Origin of the sequence: Dechloromonas sp. TW-R-39-2, from assembly GCF_016864195.1 — a bacterium.
In the GTDB taxonomy this organism is placed as follows: domain Bacteria; phylum Pseudomonadota; class Gammaproteobacteria; order Burkholderiales; family Rhodocyclaceae; genus Azonexus.
The window spans coordinates 2,843,780-2,865,340 of sequence record NZ_CP045202.1; the positions used below are offsets into that span (position 1 = coordinate 2,843,780).

At 57.1% G+C, this 21,561-nt stretch carries 21 protein-coding genes and 1 tRNA gene; 8 read left to right on the plus strand and 14 right to left on the minus strand.

The annotated features are described in order from the left end of the window. Positions 1 to 65 precede the first annotated feature (65 nt). From GBK02_RS13775 to GBK02_RS13820, 10 genes are all read right to left on the minus strand, one after another. Positions 66 to 3,017, minus strand: coding sequence for a FimV/HubP family polar landmark protein (locus GBK02_RS13775; protein WP_203467198.1), 2,952 nt, complete (start codon positions 3,015 to 3,017; stop codon positions 66 to 68). 272 nt (positions 3,018 to 3,289) lie between these two features. Beyond that, a complete protein-coding gene (gene asd, locus GBK02_RS13780; RefSeq protein ID WP_203467199.1) occupies positions 3,290 to 4,423 on the minus strand; it encodes an aspartate-semialdehyde dehydrogenase in 1,134 nt (377 codons plus the stop codon). Positions 4,424 to 4,475: 52 nt separating this feature from the next. Then, a complete protein-coding gene (leuB, locus tag GBK02_RS13785) occupies positions 4,476 to 5,534 on the minus strand; it encodes a 3-isopropylmalate dehydrogenase (RefSeq protein ID WP_203467200.1) in 1,059 nt (352 codons plus the stop codon). Between the two features lie 12 nt (positions 5,535 to 5,546). After that, positions 5,547 to 6,185 (minus strand): 3-isopropylmalate dehydratase small subunit, encoded by a 639-nt coding sequence (gene leuD, locus GBK02_RS13790; RefSeq protein ID WP_203467201.1) that lies wholly within the window; start codon positions 6,183 to 6,185, stop codon positions 5,547 to 5,549. Next, positions 6,185 to 6,433 carry an entericidin EcnAB gene (locus GBK02_RS13795; RefSeq protein ID WP_203467202.1) on the minus strand — a complete coding sequence of 83 codons (249 nt, stop codon included), beginning with the start codon at positions 6,431 to 6,433 and terminating at the stop codon, positions 6,185 to 6,187. Before GBK02_RS13795 ends, leuD begins: the two co-directional genes overlap by 1 nt. Before the next feature lie 12 nt (positions 6,434 to 6,445). Then, positions 6,446 to 7,852 carry a 3-isopropylmalate dehydratase large subunit gene (leuC, locus tag GBK02_RS13800; RefSeq protein WP_203467203.1) on the minus strand — a complete coding sequence of 469 codons (1,407 nt, stop codon included), beginning with the start codon at positions 7,850 to 7,852 and terminating at the stop codon, positions 6,446 to 6,448. Between the two features lie 32 nt (positions 7,853 to 7,884). After that, complete coding sequence (locus GBK02_RS13805) at positions 7,885 to 9,072, minus strand: MFS transporter (protein WP_203467204.1); 1,188 nt, start codon at positions 9,070 to 9,072, stop codon at positions 7,885 to 7,887. A 42-nt stretch (positions 9,073 to 9,114) separates the two neighbouring features. Continuing rightward, positions 9,115 to 9,381, minus strand: coding sequence for a YdcH family protein (locus tag GBK02_RS13810; RefSeq protein WP_203467205.1), 267 nt, complete (start codon positions 9,379 to 9,381; stop codon positions 9,115 to 9,117). Positions 9,382 to 9,436: 55 nt separating this feature from the next. Then, positions 9,437 to 10,537: a chorismate synthase gene (gene aroC, locus GBK02_RS13815; protein WP_203467206.1), complete on the minus strand. Its 1,101-nt coding sequence runs from the start codon at positions 10,535 to 10,537 to the stop codon at positions 9,437 to 9,439. 245 nt (positions 10,538 to 10,782) lie between these two features. Beyond that, a complete protein-coding gene (locus GBK02_RS13820) occupies positions 10,783 to 11,229 on the minus strand; it encodes a CBS domain-containing protein (protein WP_203467207.1) in 447 nt (148 codons plus the stop codon). Positions 11,230 to 11,507: 278 nt separating this feature from the next. Between GBK02_RS13820 and GBK02_RS13825 the strand changes: the two genes are divergently transcribed. Then, a complete protein-coding gene (locus GBK02_RS13825) occupies positions 11,508 to 11,813 on the plus strand; it encodes a DNA-binding transcriptional regulator (RefSeq protein ID WP_203467208.1) in 306 nt (101 codons plus the stop codon). Positions 11,814 to 11,852: 39 nt separating this feature from the next. Here the strand turns inward: GBK02_RS13825 and GBK02_RS13830 are convergent, their stop codons facing one another. After that, positions 11,853 to 12,689 (minus strand): radical SAM protein, encoded by an 837-nt coding sequence (locus GBK02_RS13830; RefSeq protein WP_203467209.1) that lies wholly within the window; start codon positions 12,687 to 12,689, stop codon positions 11,853 to 11,855. A 41-nt stretch (positions 12,690 to 12,730) separates the two neighbouring features. On the opposite strand from GBK02_RS13830, the gene queD reads away from it, so the two are divergent. The 4 genes from queD (at position 12,731) to GBK02_RS13850 (ending at position 17,971) form a co-directional block, all read left to right on the plus strand. Continuing rightward, on the plus strand, positions 12,731 to 13,183 hold the full coding sequence (queD, locus tag GBK02_RS13835; RefSeq protein ID WP_203467210.1) for a 6-carboxytetrahydropterin synthase QueD: 453 nt from the start codon (positions 12,731 to 12,733) through the stop codon (positions 13,181 to 13,183). Between the two features lie 62 nt (positions 13,184 to 13,245). Further along, the gene (locus GBK02_RS13840; RefSeq protein ID WP_203467211.1) at positions 13,246 to 14,076 is read left to right on the plus strand and encodes a phosphate/phosphite/phosphonate ABC transporter substrate-binding protein; all 831 of its coding nucleotides are present in this window, start codon (positions 13,246 to 13,248) and stop codon (positions 14,074 to 14,076) included. Between the two features lie 20 nt (positions 14,077 to 14,096). Continuing rightward, a complete protein-coding gene (locus GBK02_RS13845; RefSeq protein ID WP_203467212.1) occupies positions 14,097 to 16,841 on the plus strand; it encodes an EAL domain-containing protein in 2,745 nt (914 codons plus the stop codon). After that, entirely contained in the window at positions 16,820 to 17,971 is a 1,152-nt protein-coding gene (locus GBK02_RS13850) for a patatin-like phospholipase family protein (RefSeq protein ID WP_203467213.1), read from the plus strand. Before GBK02_RS13845 ends, GBK02_RS13850 begins: the two co-directional genes overlap by 22 nt. Positions 17,972 to 18,006: 35 nt before the next feature. On the opposite strand, the gene GBK02_RS13855 is transcribed toward GBK02_RS13850, so the two are convergent. Beyond that, positions 18,007 to 18,231: a type II toxin-antitoxin system HicB family antitoxin gene (locus tag GBK02_RS13855; protein WP_203467214.1), complete on the minus strand. Its 225-nt coding sequence runs from the start codon at positions 18,229 to 18,231 to the stop codon at positions 18,007 to 18,009. Positions 18,232 to 18,301: 70 nt separating this feature from the next. After that, positions 18,302 to 18,389 (minus strand) — tRNA-Ser (locus GBK02_RS13860). A gap of 174 nt (positions 18,390 to 18,563) precedes the next feature. On the opposite strand from GBK02_RS13860, the gene GBK02_RS13865 reads away from it, so the two are divergent. Next, positions 18,564 to 19,256: a Bax inhibitor-1/YccA family protein gene (locus GBK02_RS13865; RefSeq protein WP_203467215.1), complete on the plus strand. Its 693-nt coding sequence runs from the start codon at positions 18,564 to 18,566 to the stop codon at positions 19,254 to 19,256. Positions 19,257 to 19,301: 45 nt separating this feature from the next. On the opposite strand, the gene rlmD is transcribed toward GBK02_RS13865, so the two are convergent. Next, positions 19,302 to 20,600 carry a 23S rRNA (uracil(1939)-C(5))-methyltransferase RlmD gene (gene rlmD, locus GBK02_RS13870; protein ID WP_203467216.1) on the minus strand — a complete coding sequence of 433 codons (1,299 nt, stop codon included), beginning with the start codon at positions 20,598 to 20,600 and terminating at the stop codon, positions 19,302 to 19,304. A 50-nt stretch (positions 20,601 to 20,650) separates the two neighbouring features. Between rlmD and GBK02_RS13875 the strand changes: the two genes are divergently transcribed. Both GBK02_RS13875 and GBK02_RS13880 read left to right on the plus strand, forming a co-directional pair. Next, complete coding sequence (locus tag GBK02_RS13875) at positions 20,651 to 21,127, plus strand: hypothetical protein (protein ID WP_203467217.1); 477 nt, start codon at positions 20,651 to 20,653, stop codon at positions 21,125 to 21,127. A 139-nt stretch (positions 21,128 to 21,266) separates the two neighbouring features. Beyond that, complete coding sequence (locus GBK02_RS13880; protein WP_203467218.1) at positions 21,267 to 21,524, plus strand: hypothetical protein; 258 nt, start codon at positions 21,267 to 21,269, stop codon at positions 21,522 to 21,524. Positions 21,525 to 21,561 lie beyond the last annotated feature (37 nt).

Consider the following 21,561-nt stretch of genomic DNA (forward strand, 5'->3'; position numbering starts at 1 on the left):
ATCAAACCCTCAAAATGCACATAGCCCCTTGCGGGGCCATGTACCGGTCAAAAACCGACCCTTGTTTATCCACCGATACGAGCAAGAATCTCGCGCGCTTGCTCGACGAGATCAACCGGCCCCTCGCTCGCAACTTCCTGCAATAGTTCGCGCGCTCCCTCAAGGTCACCCATTTCTTCATAGGCCTTGGCCAGATCGAGCTTGGTATTAACCTCTTCCCACTGTGCATTATCGGACGAGGCCGCTGCAACAGGTGCCGTAGTGGATTCTGCGGGAGCACTCTCGGCTGGCTCAGCCGACAGATCAAGATTGATCGCCCCGATATCAAACTCTGGGGTAGCAGGCTGCCCGAGGAACACAGAATCGGTCAGCTTGACGTCAAACTCGACGGCATTCTCATCGGCCGTAGCATCGGTCAGGGAAGGATTCTGAATATCGACAGCCTGATCAAGCAGCATCGTATTGACGACGGTATCGGTGCCATAACTCTCAGCAGGCGCAGCGTTTGCAGGCGGCGTATCAAGATCGAGACTGAAATCACCGAGCGGTGCCTCTGGCTCAGGTTCGACCACAGGAGACGCTGCCGGCGACAATTCAGATTCAGGAGACCCAGCCAGTTCACCAAGTGCAGGCATGACCAGCGTTCCACCCGGAGAAAAATCGGGCAACGGCTCAGATGCATCGTCGACCGCAGAAGACTCGGCAATATCCAGCTCGAAATCCAGATCATCAGCCACCGGACTGTCGTCTACGCGCAGCACATCATCCTGCAATGCCGGCTGGGCCGGGATACTCGCCCCCAGATCGAAATCAAGCGCATCCGATGCATCGGCCAAGGACTCGACAGCCGGCGGGGCTGGCAGGTCGATATCTTCAGCTGGCGCAGAAGACATTTCATCGGCCGGCGCCCCCAAGTCGAAATCGAGGCTCATGACTTCATCGGCGACTTCGGCAACCGCCACTTCCGGCTCGGCAGGTTCGACTTCAGGCAAAACAAGCGTATCGCGCTCAAAGGTATCGACCGACTCAATAGCCGGAGGCGCTGCCTCAGCAGGGGTATCGTCAGGCATGAATTGTGCAGCCTGGCGGGCCACTTCAGGTGTTACCACCATGGTGGCATCTGCATTGAATGCCGAAGCCTGACGCTGTACGCCGGAGTAAAGCGGATTACCCGGGTCCAGCCCGACCCCCAGAGCGGCAACCTTGGCCCACTCCGGACCGACGCCTGCAGTCTGCGCATACAGCTCACTGGCCAGCGTCTCGAACTGCTTGACGCTCTTGCGATTCGCATAAATCTCAAGCAATTTGGCATGGATGGCAATTCGGTTCGGATCTTTCTGCAACGCCTCGAGCAGAATTTCCTCAGCCTGTGCATCGCGGCCGTAGGCCATGTACACATCGGCCTCTGCGACCGGATCAACTTCGTCGGTATCGATACTGCCTGGACCCGCCTGGCTGAAATCACCCGTTTGCGGCGGCGTATTGCTGGTATCGACACTCTGCCCGCCCGTCATCCGGAAAACAGAATTTCCGCCGGAGCTGGGCGAAACAGGCGCCGCCGTTGTCTCAACCGATGCGTTGTGGTCGCGCCGACGCTTGAAAAGCAGATAACCGGCGAGCAAGGCAAGAATCCCACCACCTCCAGCCAATGGAAGCGGATCAGCCAACAGGGTTTCGATGAAACCAGGCTCCAGCTCCTCCTCAGGCTCGGGTGGTTTGACGGCCTCCGGCTTCTTGGCAGCCGCTGGCTTTGGCACCTCGGCAGCCGGCTTCACCTCGACCGGTTTGCTTGGTTCGGCCGGCTTTGCCTCTGCAGCCTCTTTCGGCGGCTCGACCACCTTGGCAGGCTCAACCGGTTTCGGAGGCTCAACCACCTTGGCCGGTTCAAGCGGCTTGCTTTCCTCTTTCTTGACTGCACCCTGCTGCTGCAACTCGGCAAGCTTCTGGTTTTTCATTTCCAGCAACTTCTGCAGCTCACCCACATTTTTCTCAAGGAAAGCCAGACGTTCCTGTGCCTCCTTCAGGGAACGATCCCGCGCAATCAGATCAGCTTCAGTACCCAAGACGGATTTGCTGGCCGCACTTCCCTTGACCGGCATTTCAGTCCGCGAAACCTTGACCTGATCCTTGGCCTGCTCTGATGGCAAAGCCTTTTCATCAACCTTGGCGGCAATTTTTCCACTGCTACCCTGACCCAGCGACTCCTCCTTGGCTGGCGCCTTGGCTGTTGCGGAGGCCAGTTTCTGGCGATAGGCATTCCAGTCACCCGATTGAGCGACCAGCACCTTTTTCACATCAGCATCCGACAGGGACTCAAGCTCGGTCTTTTCAGGCAAACCAAGAATAGCCCCGGCTTTCAGGCGATTCATGTTGTTGCCGATAAAGGCATCGGGGTTCTTCTGAAAAATCCCGACCAGCATCTGGTCCAGAGAAACGCCTTCGACGCGTGTCTCGGCTGCAATCTTGTGCAAGGTATCGCCCGAGCGAACGACGCGCCCATCGGCAGGCTCTGTTGCTTTTTTCTCCGGCGCAGGCTGGGGCTTCTCTTCCACGACAGGACGGGAAGCCGGTTTGCTGACCTTGGGACGCTCGGCGACCTCAGGAGGGCGTTCGGCACGTTCGGTTCGCTCGACCTGAGCGCCACCACCACGTACCGTTTCAACCACACGCGCCTCGGCAACAGGTCGGGCTACCTGTTTTGCTGCAATTTCCGGCGGATCCAGCAAGAAAGTGTATTCACGAACAAGGCGACCTGCCGGCCAGTTCAATTCCATCAAAAAATCGAGGAAAGGTTCGTTGATCGGCTTTTCCGAAGTGACTTTTACAACAGACTTACCGTCAGGGCGCTTTTCCACATTAAAGCGCAGGTCATTCAACACCGACGAATAATCCACTCCGGCTTGACGGAATGCACTCTGCGGCGCAAGACGAGCCGTCATGCCAACCAGCTCTTCACGATTGGCGGCAACCTCAAGCTCAGCCCGCAAAGGCTGTCCGAGACCGGAAAGTACAGTCAATTTTCCTAGCCCCGCAGCCTCTGAAATACATGGCGCGAGCGACATGCAAGAAGCGACTGCGAGCGCCATTGCATGCTTTTTGAATTTGGAGCGATTAGTTTCGTTCACGGCGAAACCCTGAGCGTCGAATTTTGGGACTTTCAAATTAACATCATGGACTTAGCAATGCAAGCTAAACCGCCTTCTGAGCGAGCGGCGATATGACGCGAACCCAACAACAAAAACCGGGGCACATGGCCCCGGTTTTGACGATACTGGATCAATTTGGCTGATCAGGCATCCAGCAGAATGCGCAACATGCGGCGCAGCGGCTCGGCCGCGCCCCACAGCAACTGGTCGCCACAGGTAAAGGCAGCCAGGTATTCCGGGCCCATCGCCATCTTGTGCAGACGGCCGACCGGCACGGTCAGCGTGCCGGTCACGGCGGCCGGGGTCAGTTCGCGCTCGGAGATCTCGCGATCATTCGGCACAACCTTGGCCCACGGATTGGCCTTGGCCAGCATGTCGCTGATTTCGTCGAGCGGTACATCCTTCTTGAGCTTGATGGTCAGCGCCTGGCTGTGGCAACGCATCGCACCGATACGCACGCACAGGCCGTCGATAGGGATCGAACCAGCGCTGCGAAAAGCCGGCTTGCCGAGGATCTTGTTGCACTCGGCGCCGCCCTTCCACTCTTCCTTGGACTGACCGCCTTCGACCGGCACGTCGATCCACGGAATCAGCGAACCAGCCAGCGGGGTGTTGCGGAAGTTCTTCTTTGGGAAGGCATCGGAACGAATCGCCTCGGCAACCTTGCGGTCGATGTCGAGAATGGCGGAAGCCGGATCAGCCAGCAGATCAGCCACAGAAGCGTGGATGGTGCCCATTTGTGAAATCAGCTCGCGCATGTTTTGCGCACCAGCGCCGGAAGCGGCCTGATAGGTCATGGACGACGCCCATTCGATCAGGTCGTTCTGGAACAGGCCGCCGAGGCCCATCAGCATCAGAGACACGGTGCAGTTGCCGCCGATCCAGTTCTTGCCGCCCTTGGAGAGGGAGTCCTTGATGACGTTCATGTTGACCGGGTCAAGCACGATCACGGCATCGTCAGCCATGCGCAAGGCCGAAGCAGCATCGATCCAGTGGCCATTCCAGCCAGCAGCACGCAGCTTGGGGAAAACTTCCTTGGTGTAGTCGCCACCCTGACAAGTGATGATGATTTCGCACTGTTTCAGCGCGTCGACCGAGGAAGCATCCTGCAACGGCAGGGAAGCTTCCTTGCCACCGAACACCGGTGCCTTGCCGCCAGCAGCGGACGTTGAGAAGTACACCGGATCGATGTAGGCAAAATCGCCCTCTTCAACCATGCGCTGCATCAGCACGGAACCGACCATGCCACGCCAACCGACCAGACCAACCTTCTTCATGACTTACTCTCCGTATATAACCTTCGTTTAACGCACGAACCGGTGTTTTGGTTTACGACGCCAGCGCGGCGAGCACTGCATCGCCCATTTCCCGAGTGCCAACCTTGTTGGTACCGCGTTCGTAGATGTCGCCCGTACGATAACCTTGAGCCAGCACCTTTTTGACCGCAGTTTCAATGCGTAGTGCCTGCTCTTCCAAGCCAAAAGTGTAACGCAGCATCATCGCCGCCGACAGGATGGTCGCCAGCGGATTGGCAACGCCCTTGCCGGCGATATCCGGTGCAGAACCGTGCGACGGTTCGTACAAGCCCTTGTTCTTGTCATCCAGCGAGGCCGACGGCAGCATGCCGATCGAACCGGTGAGCATCGAGGCCTCATCCGACAGAATGTCGCCGAACATGTTGCCGGTGACCATCACGTCAAACTGCTTCGGTGCCTTGACCAGTTGCATGGCGGCATTGTCGACCAGCATGTGGCTGAGCTCGACATCCGGGTAATCGTGGGCCACTTCGATCATCACGTCGCGCCACAACTGGGTGCATTCCAGCACGTTCATCTTGTCGACCGAGCACAGCTTCTTGTTGCGCTTTTGCGCAGCCTGGAAGGCAACATGACCGATACGACGAATCTCGGACTCGCTGTACACCATGGTATTGAAACCGACGCGCTCGCCGTTTTCTTCACGCACGCCGCGCGGCTGGCCGAAGTAAATATCACCGGTCAGTTCGCGGACAATCAGGATATCCAGACCGGCGACCACTTCCGGCTTCAGCGTGGAAGCATTGGCCAGTTCCGGGTAAAGAATCGCCGGACGCAGGTTGGCAAACAGGTTCAGATCCTTGCGGATGCCGAGCAGGCCGCGCTCCGGGCGCTTTTCGCGGGGCAGCGTATCCCACTGCGGACCACCGACGGCGCCGAGCAGCACGGCATCGGCTTCGCGCGCCAGCTTTTGCGTTGCTTCAGGATAAGGGTTACCGGTTGCGTCGACCGCGCCACCACCGAGCAGCGCCTCTTCCATCTCGAACTTGAGATCAAGTGAATTGAGTACACGCACTGCCTCGGCAGTAATTTCAGGACCAATGCCGTCACCCGGCAAAACACAGATCTTCATTGCTTTTCCTTGTTAGGCAAACAGCCAGGGCTGGCTGATACGACGCTTGGCTTCGAATTCGCGGATCATCTCGGCATGACGCAGCGTCAGGCCGATATCGTCCCAGCCGTTGATCAGGCATTCCTTGCGGAAGGCATCGATTTCGAATGGAATGCCATAGCCATCCGGACGAATCACCGCTTGCGATGGCAAATCGACGACCAGCTTGTAGCCCGGAGTCGCTTCGATTTGCTGAAACAGCGCCTCGATTTCCGCGGCCGGCAAGACAATCGGCAAAATACCGTTCTTGAAGCAGTTATTGAAGAAAATATCGGCAAACGACTCGGCGATGATTGCCTGAAAGCCGAAATCCAGCAATGCCCACGGCGCGTGTTCGCGCGAACTGCCGCAGCCGAAATTGGCCCGCGTCAGCAGTACCTGCGCGCCCTGGTAGCGTTCCTGGTTGAGCACGAAATTCGGATTCTTCGGACGGCCAGAATTATCTTGCCCGGGCTGACCGACATCCATATAGCGCCATTCATCGAAGGCATTCGGACCGAAGCCGGAACGCTTGATCGACTTGAGAAATTGCTTGGGGATGATGGCATCCGTATCGACGTTGTTACGGTCGAGCGGTGCTACCAAACCTTCCAGACGAACGAATTTATCCATTACTCCACCACTTTCTGCACGGCATCGCCTGATTTCTTCAAGGCGCTGCCCACCGCCTCGCCACTCTTTTGCAGAGCGCCGCCGACGACTTCACCTGTTTTATTCAGGGCGTTACCGACGGCCTCGCCCCCTTTTTGCAGCGCTTCGCCAGTCACTTCCGCACCACGCTCGACATCTTTCTTGACGCCCTGCGCTGTATTGCAAGCGGAAAGAATCAACGCCATCCATGCGAACAAGACAACGCGCATGACCCGACTCCGTTAAAGCACTTCGCGCACGTCGGCGAAACGGCCGGCGATAGCTGCAGCCGCCGCCATGGCCGGGCTAAGCAGATGCGTCCGACCGCCAGGACCTTGGCGACCTTCGAAATTGCGGTTCGATGTCGAAGCGCAACGCTCGCCCGGCTCCAGACGGTCGGCATTCATCGCCAGACACATTGAACAACCCGGCTCGCGCCACTCGAAACCGGCAGCGACGAAGACCTTGTCCAACCCTTCTTCCTCGGCCTGACGCTTGACCAGGCCAGAACCCGGCACGGCCAGGGCGAGTTTGATGTTCGCTGCAATGTGACGCCCCTTGAGCACCGATGCCGCTTCGCGCAAATCCTCGATACGGGAATTGGTACAGGAGCCGATGAAAACCTTGTCGACCGCGATCTGGTTGATCGGTGTATTCGGGTTGAGGCCCATGTATTGCAGGGCCCGCTCCATGCCTTCACGCTTGACCGGATCGGACTGCTTGGCCGGATCGGGCACCGTGGCATCGATCGCCACGACCATTTCCGGCGAGGTTCCCCAGGTCACTTGCGGACGAATCTCTTCAGCCTTCAACGTGACCACGCGATCGAACTGCGCACCGGCATCGGAGTGCAGCGTGCGCCAGTAGGCCACGGCCTTGTCCCAGGTTTCGCCGGTCGGCGAGAAGGGACGCCCCTTCAAATAGTTGATCGTATTGTCGTCGACCGCGACAAAGCCCATCCGGGCACCGCCTTCGATGGCCATGTTGCACAGGGTCATCCGACCTTCCATGCTCAGACCACGAATGGCGCTGCCGCCGAATTCGATGGCATAACCCGTACCGCCGGCCGTGCCGATGGTGCCGATCACGGCCAGTGCCACGTCCTTGGCCGTCACGCCCTTGCCGAGTTTGCCTTCGACGGCAATCAGCATGGTCTTGGACTTCTTTTGCAACAGACACTGGGTGGCCAGCACGTGCTCGACTTCCGAGGTGCCGATGCCATGCGCCAGACAGGCGAAAGCGCCGTGCGTCGAAGTGTGCGAATCGCCGCAGACAACGGTCATGCCGGGTAGCGTCGCACCATTTTCAGGGCCGACGACATGGAGAATCCCCATGCGCTGATCCTTGAATGGGAAATAAGCCAGCGCACCGACTTCGCGGATATTGGCATCCAGCGTTTCAACCTGCTGACGGGAAATCGGATCCTTGATCCCTTCTTCCCAATGGTCGGTCGGCGTGTTGTGGTCCGGTGTGGCAACAATGGAGGAAACGCGCCAGGGCTTGCGCCCGGCCAGTTTGAGGCCTTCAAAAGCCTGCGGACTGGTCACTTCGTGCACGAGGTGACGATCGATATAAAGGAGCGCCGTGCCGTCCGCTTCTACGTGGACAACGTGGTTCTCCCAGAGCTTGTCGTAAAGGGTCTTCGACATGGATCGCTTCAAAGGGGCCGTAAAGCGTTGAATTATGTCACAGGATCGGCTTTTTTTGCCCGGCCGGGCATGTCGACCGCGGCATCACCGCGCACCCAGCGCCAGACCAGCAAAAATCCGCCCAACGCGAAGACTGCGCCCAGCGTAAACGTCCAGCCAGCCCCGACCTGGTCCCAGGTTCGTCCGGCGATCAGCGCGCCAAGCAGGCCGCCGGCCCCGAACGACAAACTGGAGTAAAGCGCCTGTCCCCGCCCCTGGGCACGCCCCGGAAACCACAGATTGACCGCCGCAATGCTTGCCGCGTGATACGAGCCAAAGGTAAGGCCATGCAGCAACTGGACCAGGACCATCACAGCCACTGATTCAACGCCCCAGCCCATCATCAGGAAACGCCAGACGGCGGCGGCAAAACTGGCGAGCAGGATGGCGCGCAGCGAAAAACGGCGCGACAAACGTGCCATCAGAATGAAAACAACGATCTCGGCCAGCACACCGAGCGACCACAGCGCCCCAACTTCGGTCTTGCTGTAGCCATGTCCGGAAAGATGAATGGAATAGAAGACATAGAAGGCGCCATGCGCCGCCGACATGGCAAAGCAGGCGGCCATCAAGGCCACAACCCTGGGCTGACGGAGAATGGTGCGAATCGGAATTTCGCCGCGGGCATGCGGCATTTGCGGCGCTTCCGGCAAGGTCGCCGCCAAGCCAAGAATGCCGCAAAGAACCCCCCAGCAAACCCAGAGCACAGCAATCGGCGGGGCGTAATCAAGAACAGCCCCGGTCACCATGACAGCAACGACAAAGCCGACCGAACCCCAAAGCCGAATCCGGCTGTAACGCCCACGCTCTTCGCGCAGATGATCAAAAGTCAGTGTCTCGACCAGCGGCAGTGCGGCACTCCAGAAAAAAGCCAGCACTGCCATGGCAAGCAACATGCCGGGCAGACGATCGATCCAGAAAAAGGCGGAAAAACCGGTCAATCCCATGATGCCGGCCAAGCGAATGATGCCGACCCGGTAGCCAAAGCGGTCGGCCAGCCAGCCCCAGAGATTGGGCCCAAAAAGGCGCATCAACTGCATCTGCGACATCAACAGGCCGATGTCCCAGGCAGAGAAGTTCAGGGATTGGAGATAGAGCCCGAAATAGGGCGAGAATGCGCCGATGAAGGCGAAATAGAAAAAGTAGTAGCCCGAAAGGCGCCAGTGAGGCAATGCATGCATCCGGCAATTTTACCGGATGCATCGAATCGGCAGCCTTCCGATTTAGGCCTTGGCAGCCTGTTGACCGGAGCGATAGGCCAACAGCATGTGATAAAGCTCATCCTTGAGCCTGACACGCTGCTTCTTCATGTCTTCGATGGTGAAATCAGCCACCGGCATGTCGTGCTCTTCAAGATCTTCGACCTTGCCAGTCAGGCGATGATACGAAGCAAACAGCTTGGCAAAGTGCGCATTGCCAACCTTGAGGGCATGAATAGCGTCAACCATCTCAGGAAATTCATGATGGAGGTCGTGATGTTCGACTTGCATTTTTTTCTCCCTATTTTCAACAACACCGCCCGAAGGCGGCGCAGAACTAAAAACCTTATGCGATTTGAGCTGCGATCCGTGGCGTCGTGCACACCACATCACCGCACTGGGCGCGGTGGCGCAGTGCATGATCGATCAGGACCAGCGCCAGCATGGCTTCGGCGATCGGCGTCGCACGAATGCCGACACAGGGATCGTGCCGCCCCTGCGTCGCCACCTCAATGGCGTTACCGTGCGCGTCAATCGAACGACGCGACTGGGCAATCGACGACGTCGGCTTGATCGCCATGTTAACGATGATTTCCTGGCCGGTGGACAAACCGCCCAGAATGCCGCCGGCGTGATTGCTGGCGAAACCCTGCGGCGTCATTTCATCGCCATGCTCGCTGCCTTTTTGAGCCACCGAATCAAAACCGGCCCCGATTTCGACCCCCTTGACGGCATTGATGCCCATCATCGCGTAGGCAATTTCAGCATCAAGACGATCGTAGACCGGCTCGCCCCAACCCGGAGGGACGCCGGTGGCGGTCACGGTAATCTTGGCCCCGACCGAATCGAGCGATTTGCGCAGGCTGTCCATATAGGCTTCGAGATCGGGAACGATATCGGCATTCGGCGCAAAGAAGGCGTTGCCATCGATCGCATCGGCGCTCAGGAAGGGAATATCGATCGGCCCGAGCGCGCTCATCCAGCCGCGAATCGTCACACCGTAACGCTCTTTCAGCCACTTGCGGGCAATTGCACCGGCAGCAACACGGACTGCCGTTTCGCGCGCCGAGGAACGACCGCCGCCGCGATAATCGCGAAACCCGTATTTCTGGGTATAGGTGTAATCGGCATGGCCAGGCCGGAAGGTTTCGGCAATATTGCCGTAATCCTTGCTCCGCTGGTCCTGATTACGGATCAGCAGCGCAATGGGCGTACCGGTCGTCTTGCCTTCAAAGACACCGGAGAGGATTTCCACCGTATCCGGTTCACGACGCTGCGTGACGTGACGCGAGGTTCCCGGCTTGCGACGATCCAACTCAGCCTGAATATCGGCCTCGCACAGGGAAAGTCCGGGTGGGCAACCATCAACCACGCAACCAATTGCAGGACCATGGGATTCGCCGAAGGACGAAACGGTGAAAAGCGTGCCAAAAGTATTGCCGGACATGGGAGGCTGGAATCTAAAATGGAAGCAGGAGTTTAACATGCCCAACAAAAAGCCCCCGCCCACCCCGTCGACCGCAGCGAAACCATCGACCATGCCTCCCACTGGCAAACGGACATCGCCAAACGGGCCGAATCCTCGCCAGCAACAGGACAATCGCTGGCAACGAACAAAACGCTACGGTTGGGACAGCCGCTAAAAGCCGGGCATAAAAAAAGCAGCCGAAGCTGCTTTTTCCGATCAGGCGATCAAGCCGACGGTTCGTCCGGCCAGTTCTTGATGTAGTTCTTGAGCATCGTATTTTCGAAGCTCTGTTCCTCAAGCACTGCCTTGGCGACGTCCAGGAAGGAAATCACGCCCATCAGCAGGTTGCCATCGAGCACCGGCAAATAACGCGAGTGCTTTTCGATCATCAGACGACGCAACTCGTTGGCCGGCATATCGGGAAAGGCCGTGACCGGGTCCTTGACCATGACATCCCCGACCGTCACGCCAACCGGGCAGGCATCATGGGCCTTCATGGCCTTGAGTACTTCACGGAAAGTCAGCATGCCGGCCATCTTGCCGGCATCCATCACCACCAGAGAACCGACGTCGAGATCAGCCATGGTATCGATCGCCGAGGCCAGCGATTGCTGGGGCGTTGCGGTATAGAGGGTTCCGCCCTTGAGCTGAATGATTTCACGCACTTGCATGGCGGCGTCTCCAAAATAATTTATATCGTGGCGATCTTAGTGCATCAGGCTGTTTTCGCAAAGGCCGCCTCCCAAAAAGCCGCTGCGACAAGGCAAGAGCAGGAAAGCGCAGAATCAACCCCATGAATAGAATGGTTTTTTACAAAAAAACGCGAAAAAAATATGGCATTTGCACTTGCAGTACGTCATAAGCATCTATACACTTGGTCATATTACCTAAGTCATATCACCTTAGTCGGCTTGGGTACCCCTACAACAATCGCGTATGGAGAATGGATATGACCGCAGTCAAGACCATCGAAAAAATCGACGCTCGTGAAATTCGTCGTAAGCTTGGCCTCAACCAACAGCAGTTCTGGTCCACCCTCGGCGTGACGCAGAGCGGCGGTTCCCGTTATGAAAGCGGCCGCAACATGCCCAAGCCGGTGCGCGAGCTGCTCCGCCTGGTGCACGTTGAACAGATCGACATCAAGTCGATCAAGCGTGACGACTGGGAAGTCCTCGAGTACCTGAAGGCTCAGGAACCGGAGCTGTTCAAGTCCTTGAAGAAATCGGCGCGCACGCGTACCAAGAAGGCCGCGTGAAATTCGGCCTGTAAAGGCCGTCGACCGCAACAACGGGCATTACGGGGAAAGCACCACCCGGATGCCCGTTTCTTTTTCGATCTGCTCAGCAAAAGATTCAAGCACATCCATCGCCAGTCGCCCCAGACGCGGTGCGGCGGGTTGCATCGAGGGGCGGGCCAAACCGTAGAGATGGACACCGGCCAACTGGCCAGCCAAGTCCTTGAGCAAGGCACAATATGCTTCCCTGGCGGAAGCCGGAGGCGCCTCGCCATCCAGTGCAAACCAGCATGTCTGCACCCAGGTCGACGCCTGTGCAGCACAAGTGGCAAGGTTGCGGGCAATCTTGTCGGCCAACATCGGTACGCCATTGACCAACTCGACACCCGGCGCATCAACCCGGTCAACCTTGAACCAGACCTCGCCACCCAGCGAACCAAGCCGGCGGATTCCGGACTGCACTTCGGGACGATGCAGAAAACTACCGTTGGTGATCAGGCGCAGCGGCAGCTTGCCCTGCAGGCCGTAATCAGCCATGACCTGTCCAACACGGTCAATTGCCTCGCCAAACTCGGCGGCGCTGGTTGGCTCTCCGTTCCCCGAAAAAGCCACGTCAACCAGTTGTCGCGCCTCTATCGGCACCTGGCGCTGCATGAAGTCACCGTGCAGCGCATCATCCAGAAATAACCGCAACTCGCGCTCCAGGCGAGACAGATCAACAGGCGGCGGACCGCCGCGCGTCAGGTTGTCGACCTGGCAATAGAGGCACGCCCAATTGCAGGCATTGTTGATATTCAGGTTGATACCGACGGAAACCCCGCCGGCACGGCGTGAAATGACCGGGTAGACATAAAGCAACCCGGCACTGTCACGGCGATGATCGTCTGTTGTAAGCATGGCCCATTGTATAATCAGCGCCCCATTTGAAGGCTATTACCATGTTCATCACCCGCCGTCTCGAGTTCGATGCCGGGCATCGCATCCCGGATCACAAAAGCCAGTGCCGCCACCTGCACGGGCACCGCTATGTCATCGAAATCACGCTCTCCGGCGGCATCATCAATAAAGCCGGCGACGCAGCCAATGGCATGGTGATGGATTTTTCCCAGGTCAAGGATCTCGCCAAGACACATCTGGTCGACGAATGGGATCATGCCTTCCTCGCTTTTGCCGGCGATACGGCAATCGTTGATTTCCTGAACTCATTGCCTGATCACAAAACCGTGATTCTCGACCGGGTCCCGACCGCCGAAAATCTTGTCCGGATTGCTTTTGAACGTCTTGACGCGGTCTACCGCGATACTTACGGCAATCACCTGCAACTGGAGCAAGTCCGTCTCTACGAAACGCCCAACTGCTGGGCCGACGCAGTCCGCACCCGCCTGGATTGAGCAGATAGGACGTTCCTCCTATACTGCGCAAAAGCATCGCTAAAGATGCCACCGGAGGGACAATGAAAACAATACGCTACTGGGGTGCGCTCATCGCGCTCTGCTTCGGCATGACGGGAATACAGGCGCAACAGGAAACCCTGCGGATCGGTGTCATTCCCTATCTGACACCCAACGTCCTGATTGCCTTGTTCCAACCCTTGCGCCTGCAACTGGAAAAAGATACCGGACGTTCGGTTGCCCTGTTCACGGCACCCGACGTGCGCAGCTTCGCACGACGCACACTCAAACCCGACTTTGACTTGATCATTACCGCAGCACACCAGGCGCGGCTGGCCCAGGTGGAGGGTGGCTATCTGCCACTGACGCGATTCACCGGCCCGCTACATGCCGCCATGGTGGTCAGCAAGGATTCGCCGATCCAGCGCCTCGGCGAATTACGCGGCAAACGCATTGCCGTGACCGACCGCTCGATTCTGGTCAATATCGCCATGAGCAAAATTCTCTCCGACCAAGGCATTCAGGAGAAGGACGTTCAGTATGTTGCGGTCAACTCGCAAAACAGCGGCATTCTCGCCGTTGCCCGTGGTGAGGCCGATGCAGCCATCATTGCCCACTTCACCCTTGACCAGAGCCCCGAAGACCAACGCAACGCGGTACGCAGCATGTTCCGCTCGGAAGCGCTGCCCAACGTCATTCTCCTGGCCAGCCCGCTGCTTGATGCGACGGTCCGCGAACAAACCCAAAAATCCCTGCTCGCTTTTCCGGCAACGACCGAGGGCAGCAACTTTCTGGAAAAAAGTCGCTACCTTGGCATACAAGCCACTGATGAAGCCTTCATGAAGCGCCTTGATAGCTATTTGCCGGAAACCCGGAAACAACTCGGCCTATGAGCAAAGCAAGCGGCCTTTCCATGCGCTGGAAACTCGTGTTGGCGAGCGTGCTCGTCGAAGTCGTCATGCTTGCCATGCTTGTCTGGAACGGCCTGAGGCTGATGGACGAAACCTTGCAAAAACAATCGCAGGTTCGCCTTCAGGAAATTTCCGTACTGCTCAACGCATCACTCGGGCCGGCGCTGGCCAGCCAAGACTATGCGCCGATTGCCGATGTATTCCGTCAGAGTCGGCGGAGCGATGGCATCCAGTATTTTCTGTTGACCGACCCTCAAGGCAAGGTACTGCTCGCCGATGGCTGGGATCTCGAAACACCTCCCCCCCCGGAACAGCCGGAAATCAATCTCGGCACGCAGGAAAAACGCTTTGATACGCGCATTCCTATCAGCCTTTCCGGGCAAACCTACGGCCAGCTGCATTTCGGCGTCTCGACCAGCTTCCTGCATGAAGCCAGGCAGCACCTTGGCCGGCAAAGCCTGAGCATTGCCGCACTCGAAATCCTGCTCTCGATCGCCTTGCTTTCGGCGCTGGCCATCTGGCTGACCCGCCACCTCCGTCGCTTGCAGCAAGCCAGCGAAGCGGTTGGCAAAGGCCAGTTCAACATCAATCTCAATATCGAATCCAACGATGAAGTCGGCCAACTGGCCAGCACTTTCAACCGGATGACCCAGAAAATCGAGCAGCAACTGAAGGCGCTTCGCTACTCGGAAGCCCGGTTCAAAAGCCTGCTTCACCTGTCTACCGACCATTACTGGGAACAGGATAGCAATTTCCGTTTTTCAATCCCTCCCTCGGGTAGCCTGAACAACAAATTCCAGCATGTTGCCGAATGGCTGCGCGGGCAGCAGCGCTGGGAACTCAAGACCACGCTGACCGCAGAACAATGGGCCGCTCACCGAGCACAACTTGAAGCCCACGAATCATTCCGCCGCCTGGAATACGGCCTCTATTTCCCGGACGGTTCATTACGCTACTTCCAGGTCCACGGCGAACCCTTCTTCGATAATGCCGGCGTCTTTGCCGGCTACCGCGGCACGGCCAATGACATCACCCAGCGCAAACTGGCAGAAGACTCATTGCGACTTTCGGCCAGCGTTTTTGCCGAAGCACACGAAGGCATCATCATCACCGCCCCGAACTGGCAGATCATCGATCTGAACCCGATGGCCAGCGAGCTGACCGGATTCGGTCGTAACGAGCTACTCGGTCAGGATTTGCGCCTGCAATATGTTGACGATGACACCCGACGTTTCCAGGATGAGATCGCGCAGACACTGCAGGAGCAAGGTCACTGGCGGGGCGAAGTCACCGGCACACGAAAGGGAGGCAGCCACTTTCCGGAACAGCTCACGGCCAGCGCCGTGCGCAATCTTGCGGGCGAAACCACCAATTACATATTCATTTTCTCCGACAGTACGGCACTCAAGGAGCACCAGGCAAAACTGGAGGCAATGGCGCATTACGACAGCCTGACCCGCCTGCCGAATCGCGCCCTGCTGGCAGACCGGATGCAGCAATCACTGCAGCAGGCCAAGCGAATGAATGAATTACTGGCCGTTGCCTATCTTGACCTCGACGGATTCAAGCCGGTCAATGACAATTTTGGCCACGATGCAGGCGATGCCCTGTTAATCGAGGTAGCCAACCGCTTGCGCAGTACAGTGCGTAGCGGCGATACGGTAGCTCGCCTGGGGGGTGACGAATTCGCACTTTTGTTGCGCGCCGATGATTTTGGCGAATGCGAAGCTGCATTGCTTCGGGTACTCGGGGCGCTTTCCAGTGAATATCGCATCAAGGGCCAGAACATTCTGATCTCGGCCAGTATCGGCGTCACACTCTACCCCAATGACACTTCCGAACCCGATGTCCTGCTACGCCATGCCGACCAGGCAATGTATGTTGCCAAGCAGGCTGGCAGGAACCGTTACCATTTCTTCGATGCCGATCTTGACCACAAGATGCGCTCGGAGCATGCACAAATTTCGCGCATCCAGTCGGCACTTCTGGCCGAAGAATTCGTACTGTTCTACCAACCCAAGGTAGACATGCGGAATGGTCGGATAACGGGCGCAGAAGCACTGATCCGCTGGCAACATCCCGAGCAGGGCTTGCTTCCCCCCGGTGAGTTCCTGCCCTTGATCGACAACACCGAAACGATCGTCACACTGGGCGACTGGGTGATTGAACAAGCCCTCAAACAAATGGCGATTTGGCAAAAGATGGGGCTCACGGTCCCGATCAGCGTCAATATTGCTGCCCGACAATTCCAGGCAGAAACGTTTGTTGCCCGCCTCAAGGAACTGCTCAGCCTTTACCGTCACGTCCCTCCCTCCTGGCTGGAACTGGAAATTGTCGAAACAGCCGCGCTGGATGACATCATCGAAGTCAGCAACATCATTCGAAGCTGCGAGGCGCTCGGCGTTTCCTTTGCACTCGACGATTTCGGCACAGGTTACTCATCGCTGACCTATTTCAAGCGCCTGCCGGCACGAACCCTCAAGATCGACCAATCGTTCATTCGCGACATGCTGGCCGACCCGGAAGATCTGGCCATTGTCGAAGGCATCATCGGTTTAGCCAAAGCCTTCCAGCGTACGGTCATCGCAGAAGGCGTTGAAACTGCGGCACACGGTTGCCGCCTCATGCAAATGGGCTGCTACCACGCCCAAGGCTACGGTATCGCCCGCCCCATGCCTGCCGACCAATTACCGGGCTGGATTGAAAACTTCAGGCCAGACCCATCATGGATCGAACAGGTACGCTGACCAGAAACAGGACCGCCCTCATTTTAACCGGCGGCGGCGCCCGAGCTGCCTATCAGGCCGGCTTCCTGCTCGCAGTCGCAAAACTGTCGAGCAACCGGCGACACAATCCTTTTCCCATTCTTTGCGGAACATCGGCAGGAGCAATCAACGCGGCAGGGATTGCCTGCCTGGCTGACAATTTCGGCAAAGCGGCCTCACGGCTCGCCAACATCTGGCGCAACATGCATGCCGGCGACATTTATCGAGCCGACCCTCTCGGGATTGGAGCTTCGGGAGCGCGCTGGTTATCCATGCTCGCCTTTGGCTGGATCGTTCAAAACCCGCCACGTTCGCTGCTCGACAACGCCCCCCTCCGGGAACTGCTGAGCCGACACCTCGATTTCAAGGGAATCGACCGAGCCATCGCCAAAGGAGCCCTCCACGCCGTCAGCATCTCGGCCTCCGGCTACGAGTCAGGCGAAAGCATCAGCTTTTTTCAGGCGCACCCTTCGGCCGAGCCTTGGGAACGAATCCAGCGACACGGATTACGCGCAGAACTAGGCGTCGAGCATCTTCTTGCATCCAGTGCCATCCCTTTCATTTTCCCTGCTACACGCATTCACCGGGAGTATTTCGGTGACGGCTCGATGCGCCAACTAGCGCCCATCTCCCCCGCAATCCATCTTGGTGCAGAACGTATTCTGGTCGTTGGTGCCGGAAGAAAAAACGAACATCAGGAGCGACGCCACGTTGAAACGCACCCCTCGCTCGCCCAAATTGCCGGCCATGCTCTTTCCAGCATTTTCCTGGATGGATTGGCCGTTGATATTGAGCGTATGCAGCGAATCAACAATACCCTGTCGAAAATTCCGGCCGATGTCCGCGAAACGGCAGGGATCAGCCTGCGCCCGATCAAGACCTTGGTGATCTCACCCTCAGAACGGCTTGACCGGATTGCCGCCGAACATGCAACGGCACTCCCGTGGGCCGTCAAAGCCCTGCTGACCGGTATCGGGGCAATGAACCGACGTGGCGGAGCCCTAACCAGCTACCTGCTATTTGAGAAGCCTTATACACGAGCGTTGATCGACCTGGGATACGCCGACACCATGGCCCGCAGTACGGAAGTCGGCGATTTTCTGGAGCTCTGACTTTATCCCGCAAAGCAAGTCAGATCGTCACAAGCCTAGTCGTCTGAAACTTCCTGATCAGTCGATTCCTCTGCAGCCTGCGCGGTCATGGCTTCGGCATTGCGCTCAAAATACAGCTGGATCGCCTCACGCAAGTTGGCCACCGCCTCTGCATCCGTCGCCCCGTCGCTGGTTATATCAATATCCAGACAACGAGCAACAAACATCCCGTCTTCAGGATAAACCTCGTACTTGATTCTGTAGGGGGCAGGTTGGTTCACGGTAAAGGCGTAAGATGGTCTGCATTGGACAATCAGGGCGTGGAACCCTGAATCCCTTTCAAGGGAGTTTTGGCGGGTCCGGTGAGATTCGAACTCACGATGGGTTTCCCCACGCCGGTTTTCAAGACCGGTGCATTCAACCGCTCTGCCACAGACCCGCAACTACTTCAAATTTTCCTGACGCTTCGCCGTCGCGACGAAACTCGGGAAGGCCGGCATGATAGCACAGCTTATCGGAAGACTACCCCCACCTGGCGGCATGACAATGATTGAAACTTTCGCGAAGGTCCGTTAGTCTTATTGATCATCAAATAACAGAAGGAGCCTCCCGCATGACCACCAACTTCCAGATCGCCGGACAGGGTTCTCCAGAGCTTGCGTTGCAGCAAAATCGCGTGCTGCGCAACACCTACATGCTGCTGGCCCTTTCCATGGCACCGACCGTTCTCGGCGCCTTGATCGGTGTTCAAATGAAGTTCAGTTTCATGGCGGGTAGCCCCCTGATCTCTTTCCTGCTGTTCATGGGCATCGCTTTTGGCTTCATGTGGGGCATCGAAAAGAACAAGGATAGCGCCCTGGGGGTCGGGCTGCTGCTTGGCTTCACTTTCTTCATGGGCCTGATGCTGTCACGCATTCTTCAGGTTGCCCTTGGCTTTACCAATGGTGGCTCGATGATTGCCTTGGCAGCAGGTGGAACCGGTGCGATCTTCTTTACCATGGCCAGCATTGCAACAGTCAGCAAGCGCGACTTCAGCAGCATGGGGAAATTCCTCTTCATCGGCATGATCGTTGTCCTGCTGGCGGGAATCGCCAATATTTTCTTTCAGATTCCTGCGCTCTCCCTGACCATTTCCGCGGCTGTCGTACTCATTTTCTCGGCTTATATCCTGTATGACATCAGCCGTATCGTTCAAGGCGGCGAAACCAACTATGTCAGCGCAACGCTTGCGGTCTACCTTGATATTTACAACGTTTTCGTCAGCCTGCTCCAACTGATCATGGCATTCACCGGCGAACGTGACTGAGTTTGGAAGACACAAAACAGAAAAGGCAGCCGAGGCTGCCTTTTTTTATGGCTGCTCAAAAACAGCGATTGACTCAACGTGCGCAGTATGGGGAAACATATTGACCGCCCCGGCTGTGACGAATCGATAACCGTGGGTATTCACCAAGACCGCGGCATCGCGTGCCAGTGTTCCTGGATGGCAAGAGACATAGACGATACGCGCCGGCTTGCACTCACCCAGTGACCGGACCAGCTCAATGGCACCTTCACGCGGCGGATCAATCAGCATTTTGTCGAAAGCGCCAAATGCTCTGATCGTTTTCTCGGTGCATTCAAACAGATTGGCCACACCAAACTCAACCCGGTCAGCCAATCCGTTGATCCGGGCGCTTTCACGCCCGCGCTTGACCAGCCCCTGGCTCCCTTCGACACCAAGAACATGGGCGCCGGAACGCGCAATCGGAAGCGTAAAGTTACCCAGCCCGCAGAACATATCGGCAATCCGCTCACCGGGCTGCGGATCAAGCAAACGTAAAGCCCGGCGCACCATTACCTGATTTACCGCATGATTTACTTGCGTAAAATCGGTGGGCAAAAAATCGAATTCAAGATCAAATTCAGGCAAGGTGTAGGACAACCGAGGGCCGGCAGTCGGATAAAAACGAGTAATACTGTCCGGCCCCTTCGGTTGCAGATAAAAAACAACCTGATGGAAATCAGCAAACTCACGCAGCAAGCGCTGATCGTTACTGTTAAGCGGCGCAAGTATTCTCAGCAACAGGGCGACACAATGCTCGCCAACGGAGATTTCCAGTTGCTGCAAACGATCCACCACCGAAAGCGAAGCAAACAACTCGCGTAGCGGCAAAAGCAAGCGGGACACATCGGGACGCAAAACAGAACATTGCTTGATATCGGCAATGTAGCTGCTGCGCCATTCATGGAAGCCGATCATGACACCCTTCTCGGCGTCGATTTTCCGCACCCCCAACCGCGCCCGGTGCCGATAGCCCCACGGTGCTCCGTGAATTGGTGGCAACATCGACTCCGGACGAACACGACCAATGCGCCACAAACTGTCCTCAAGCACACGTTGTTTGGCAGCAACCTGAGCCGCCGGCTCCATGTGTTGCATCACGCAGCCGCCACATACGCCAAAATGCGGACACAACGGTTCGACACGAGCATTTGATGGCTTGAGAATTTTGACCAAGTGAGCCAGCTCATAGCTTGGTTTTCTGCGAAAACTTGCATATTCAACCGTTTCGCCGGGCAAAGCCCCATCGACGAACACCGTCTTGCCGTCCTGGCGAGCAATGCCTCTTGCCTCATGATCCAGGGATTCGATAACTCCGACTGGCACGGTCTACTCCGAAAAAGCGCGAATTTTAGCAATCGGCTACACTGATTGCCATGGCGCGCGAATTAATGACATCCTGGGCTGACTACCAGGCAGCAATCGACCAGATTCTGCAACTAGCGAACGAACATATCTTCATCTACGACGAAGACCTTGGTCTGCTCAAACTGGAAAGCCCAGCCAGACTCGATCAAATCAAACGCATATTACTTGTCGGAAAAAGTGATTGCCTGCAGATTGCATTACGCAACGCGCAGCCAATGACACGCAACAACCCTCAAACGCTCAATTTATTGACAGTCTACAACCACAAAACCAAAGCTAGGCAAACCCCCCCCACCCTCGCCCACCTTCGTGACAGCATGATCCTGATTGACGGAAAACACGGGCTGATCCGCTTCGACCGGGAACAACCACGCAGCAAACTGCTCATTGAAGAAGCCGGTGAATTGCGCCCTTATTATCATCGGTTTCAGGAAATCATCGATCAATCAGGCGAAACCATCGGCAGTGGCACCTTGGGACTCTAGCATCAGGAAACAATGCCGCAGTGCAGCACAGCACGCCAAACAAATAAAAATATTGCTATAATCTTGCGCTGATTAGGTTGTTCCTGGTCTCTAAAAATTTTTAGCTTTTGTTGTCTCTTGTCGATAAGGAAACTCCCCCATGAATAAGTCCATCCTCGCTGCTGCTCTGATCGCTATCGCCCTGGCCGCTTGCGGCAAGCAAGAAGCCGCCGCTCCGGCTGCTGCTCCGGCTCCGGCCGCTGCTCCGGCTGCTGAAGCTGCCAAGCCGGCTGAAGCCGCTGCTCCGGCTGCCGCCCCGGCTGCTGAAGCTGCCAAGCCGGCTGAAGCCGCTGCTGCTCCGGCTGCTGAAGCCAAGCCGGCTGAAGCTGCTGCTCCGGCCGCTGAAGCCAAGAAGTAATATTCTTGCTTCCAGAAAACGGGGCTTCGGCCCCGTT

What these genes read in the sequence shown, in the direction of transcription:
- asd (WP_203467199.1), bottom strand. Translation starts at nt 4,423, where the DNA reads ATGAAGAAGGTTGGTCTGGTCGGTTGGCGTGGCATGGTCGGTTCCGTG.
- leuB (WP_203467200.1), bottom strand. Translation starts at nt 5,534, where the DNA reads ATGAAGATCTGTGTTTTGCCGGGTGACGGCATTGGTCCTGAAATTACT.
- leuD (WP_203467201.1), bottom strand. Translation starts at nt 6,185, where the DNA reads ATGGATAAATTCGTTCGTCTGGAAGGTTTGGTAGCACCGCTCGACCGT.
- GBK02_RS13795 (WP_203467202.1), bottom strand. Translation starts at nt 6,433, where the DNA reads ATGCGCGTTGTCTTGTTCGCATGGATGGCGTTGATTCTTTCCGCTTGC.
- leuC (WP_203467203.1), bottom strand. Translation starts at nt 7,852, where the DNA reads ATGTCGAAGACCCTTTACGACAAGCTCTGGGAGAACCACGTTGTCCAC.
- GBK02_RS13805 (WP_203467204.1), bottom strand. Translation starts at nt 9,072, where the DNA reads ATGCATGCATTGCCTCACTGGCGCCTTTCGGGCTACTACTTTTTCTAT.
- GBK02_RS13810 (WP_203467205.1), bottom strand. Translation starts at nt 9,381, where the DNA reads ATGCAAGTCGAACATCACGACCTCCATCATGAATTTCCTGAGATGGTT.
- aroC (WP_203467206.1), bottom strand. Translation starts at nt 10,537, where the DNA reads ATGTCCGGCAATACTTTTGGCACGCTTTTCACCGTTTCGTCCTTCGGC.
- GBK02_RS13820 (WP_203467207.1), bottom strand. Translation starts at nt 11,229, where the DNA reads ATGCAAGTGCGTGAAATCATTCAGCTCAAGGGCGGAACCCTCTATACC.
- GBK02_RS13825 (WP_203467208.1), top strand. Translation starts at nt 11,508, where the DNA reads ATGACCGCAGTCAAGACCATCGAAAAAATCGACGCTCGTGAAATTCGT.
- GBK02_RS13830 (WP_203467209.1), bottom strand. Translation starts at nt 12,689, where the DNA reads ATGCTTACAACAGACGATCATCGCCGTGACAGTGCCGGGTTGCTTTAT.
- queD (WP_203467210.1), top strand. Translation starts at nt 12,731, where the DNA reads ATGTTCATCACCCGCCGTCTCGAGTTCGATGCCGGGCATCGCATCCCG.
- GBK02_RS13840 (WP_203467211.1), top strand. Translation starts at nt 13,246, where the DNA reads ATGAAAACAATACGCTACTGGGGTGCGCTCATCGCGCTCTGCTTCGGC.
- GBK02_RS13845 (WP_203467212.1), top strand. Translation starts at nt 14,097, where the DNA reads ATGCGCTGGAAACTCGTGTTGGCGAGCGTGCTCGTCGAAGTCGTCATG.
- GBK02_RS13850 (WP_203467213.1), top strand. Translation starts at nt 16,820, where the DNA reads ATGGATCGAACAGGTACGCTGACCAGAAACAGGACCGCCCTCATTTTA.
- GBK02_RS13865 (WP_203467215.1), top strand. Translation starts at nt 18,564, where the DNA reads ATGACCACCAACTTCCAGATCGCCGGACAGGGTTCTCCAGAGCTTGCG.
- GBK02_RS13875 (WP_203467217.1), top strand. Translation starts at nt 20,651, where the DNA reads ATGGCGCGCGAATTAATGACATCCTGGGCTGACTACCAGGCAGCAATC.
- GBK02_RS13880 (WP_203467218.1), top strand. Translation starts at nt 21,267, where the DNA reads ATGAATAAGTCCATCCTCGCTGCTGCTCTGATCGCTATCGCCCTGGCC.